Origin of the sequence: Caballeronia humi, from assembly GCF_001544475.1 — a bacterium.
GTDB lineage: Bacteria > Pseudomonadota > Gammaproteobacteria > Burkholderiales > Burkholderiaceae > Caballeronia > Caballeronia humi.
Map to the genome: position 1 here is coordinate 1 of NZ_FCNW02000150.1, position 2,390 is coordinate 2,390.

The window sequence follows — 2,390 nt, forward strand, 5'->3', positions numbered from 1 at the left end:
TCATTGATGACATAAGTTCAACGTTTACGCCTTCGTTACGGATGACCGCTACATGAGGTATTTCAACAGCCTGCTAGACCTTCAGTTGCGTACGTTCGCGCCGGAGGTGCGCTGGACTTCTGTGGCAACGAGAAGAATCGCGAAATCGCGTCAGGTCGAAACCGCAAGAGGGGCCGTCTTGATGAGCTGCACGATATCGTCGCCAGTCAAATCCATTTCGACGATGCGGATCGAGCCCCGATGCGTCGGCCGGGTTTTCGTGATCATTGGTTTGATACTGATCGCTTCGCCTCGTTCAAAGTCGTGGGCCCGCCCCCTTTGAGTAGCGTGAATGGTTTGCATGCAGACCTGTTCGTCACGGGTGCCGGCGGCACACCCGCGCGCGGATTCGAACATACGCCTGTGCCTTGACGTGCGCCAAGTTTGAAACGCGGAACCCGTTCTTGTACCGGCGCCCAAACTAATCGACGCTTCTCCATATCGTATACTGCACGAGTGCCACCGCAACAACGATGACCACCAGTACCGCGATACCAAATATGCCTAGAATCTTGCTCATCACATCAGGCCAGGAATGTGTTGACTCACCCGTGAACTACGGCCCCAAGCATTGCAACGCTCAGGGTACGGAACACACGCCCTGTGCCGATTGACACAGATTAGATGTTTTGCAGTTACGCGCCAAAACCCGCTAGGAAAGAGATACGCCAAGGACTCTTCCGAGTCCGAAGGTACATGCTGCGGCAGCCAGACAAATCACGACTTGCCGGACGGCGGAAAGCAATGCGCCGCGACCATTGAAAATCGACGTGAACACGCCAATGCCCGCAAGCCCTATTCCGCTCAAAACGACGCACTGAACAATGCCCCTCTCTCCGCTCGACCAAAGAAAAGCAATGGCGGGAATGATTGCGCCTACTGCAAAGAGCGCAAACGACGCAAGTGCCGCCGTCCACGGGTTTCCGCCGAGTTCTGCTGGATCGAGGCCTAACTCCTCGCGCGTAAGCGTTTCGAGTGCCTTGTCTTTGTCGCGCATGATTTCAGCGGCCACGCGTCGTGCCTCGACCGCATCGAGACCCTTCGCCTGATAGATGAGCGCGAGTTCGTGCCGCTCGGCTTCGGGCATCTGCTCGAGTTCGTCTGCTTCCTTTGCGATTTGGGTGCGCGCGAGCTCGCGCGCATTGGTGACGGAAAGCCACTCGCCGAGCGCCATCGAGACAGCGCCCGCCACGAGTCCAGCGAATGCGGTAAACAACACGGTTTTGCTGTTGCTGCCCGCACCGGCCACGCCCATGATGAGGCAAAAGTTCGTCACGAGACCATCGTTCGCTCCAAGTACGGCCGCGCGCAAGTCATTACCCGAAGCTACCCCCCGATGCCACGACTCGGCTGCCGCAATCGAGCTTCCGCGAGACGTGCCGTTCTTACCCCGACTTGCGACCTCCTGCACGATGTCCGCATGATACCGCTCCTCCCTGGACATCTGTGCGGCATCCGGCTGGCCGGCATACTTGTCGCGATCAGCCATTTCATTCGCTGCAACGGAGCGCAGCACAAAGTCTGGCCCAAACACGCGGACCAACGCACGCATGAGGCAGGTTTTTGCGCTCAGGCGATGCGGCTGCAGGGAGACGCCGTTCGCCTTGAGTTTCGCTGCCCAGATGTCCGCGTGGCGACGCTCCGCGGAAGCCAGTTCAGCGTACACACGCCGCTTGTCTTCCTTCGTTTCGGCACGTGCGAGAGTGTCGTATAGCGCCGCACTGTCGAGTTCGTCTGCAAGATTGGACTTGAATCGCTTGAGCTCCGCCTGCGATGCCATTGTTCGTTTTATCGCTCGTTTCGCTGAAGAAAGAGTAAAGGCGAATCTGGTGCGACGGCTCGAATAACCCTAAGGCTGTGCTGAAGAAGCGCGGTTTTCACGGGATCGTCGTTGCTGATTCCACGATGCGAGAATGGCGACGCGCTCGCGTCGGTTTTTTGCCTTTAGAGGCTCGCTTTTAGCCTTTCTCGTCCCGCTTGGTAATTTATGGACGTACCTGTGCCATCAGCCGTGATCGACTCATGTAGATGTTCGCCAGCGCGAGCACTGCGAATGCACGGGTAGCATTTTTGGTAAGTCCACGATAGCGGACCTTGCCGAATCCCCACAGCCGCTTCACTACCGCGAACACGTGCTCCGCTCGAGCTCGTATATTCGACTTATTGCGGTTCTTCGAGCGCTTGACTTCGTCGATTTCGCCACTGCGGTTACCCACACGCTCATTGGTGAAATCCTTGGCTTTCGGGGCTTTGCTAGCAATGAGGTCCTTCTGGCTTGTGTACGCGCTGTCACCGTAAGCACGCTGCTCATCGCCATGCAGCAGATCAGGGAGCGCATGTTTGTCGTGCAC

General features: G+C 57.4%; 3 protein-coding genes. All 3 read right to left on the reverse strand.

Features of this window, described 5'->3' with window-relative positions; translation table 11 throughout:
• Positions 1-150: 150 nt before the first annotated feature.
• Positions 151-396, reverse strand: a complete 246-nt coding sequence (locus AWB65_RS34620) for a hypothetical protein (RefSeq protein ID WP_087660820.1) — start codon at positions 394-396, stop codon at positions 151-153.
• Between the two features lie 295 nt (positions 397-691).
• Positions 692-1,819 carry a VIT1/CCC1 transporter family protein gene (locus AWB65_RS34625; protein ID WP_087671229.1) on the reverse strand — a complete coding sequence of 376 codons (1,128 nt, stop codon included), beginning with the start codon at positions 1,817-1,819 and terminating at the stop codon, positions 692-694.
• 205 nt (positions 1,820-2,024) lie between these two features.
• A partial coding sequence (locus AWB65_RS34630) for a transposase (RefSeq protein WP_143281830.1) occupies positions 2,025-2,390 on the reverse strand: 366 nt, incomplete at its 5' end.

Excerpts from the sequence above, each read along its gene's own strand:
- AWB65_RS34620 (WP_087660820.1), bottom strand. The coding sequence starts at position 396 with ATGTTCGAATCCGCGCGCGGGTGTGCCGCCGGCACCCGTGACGAACAG.
- AWB65_RS34625 (WP_087671229.1), bottom strand. The coding sequence starts at position 1,819 with ATGGCATCGCAGGCGGAGCTCAAGCGATTCAAGTCCAATCTTGCAGAC.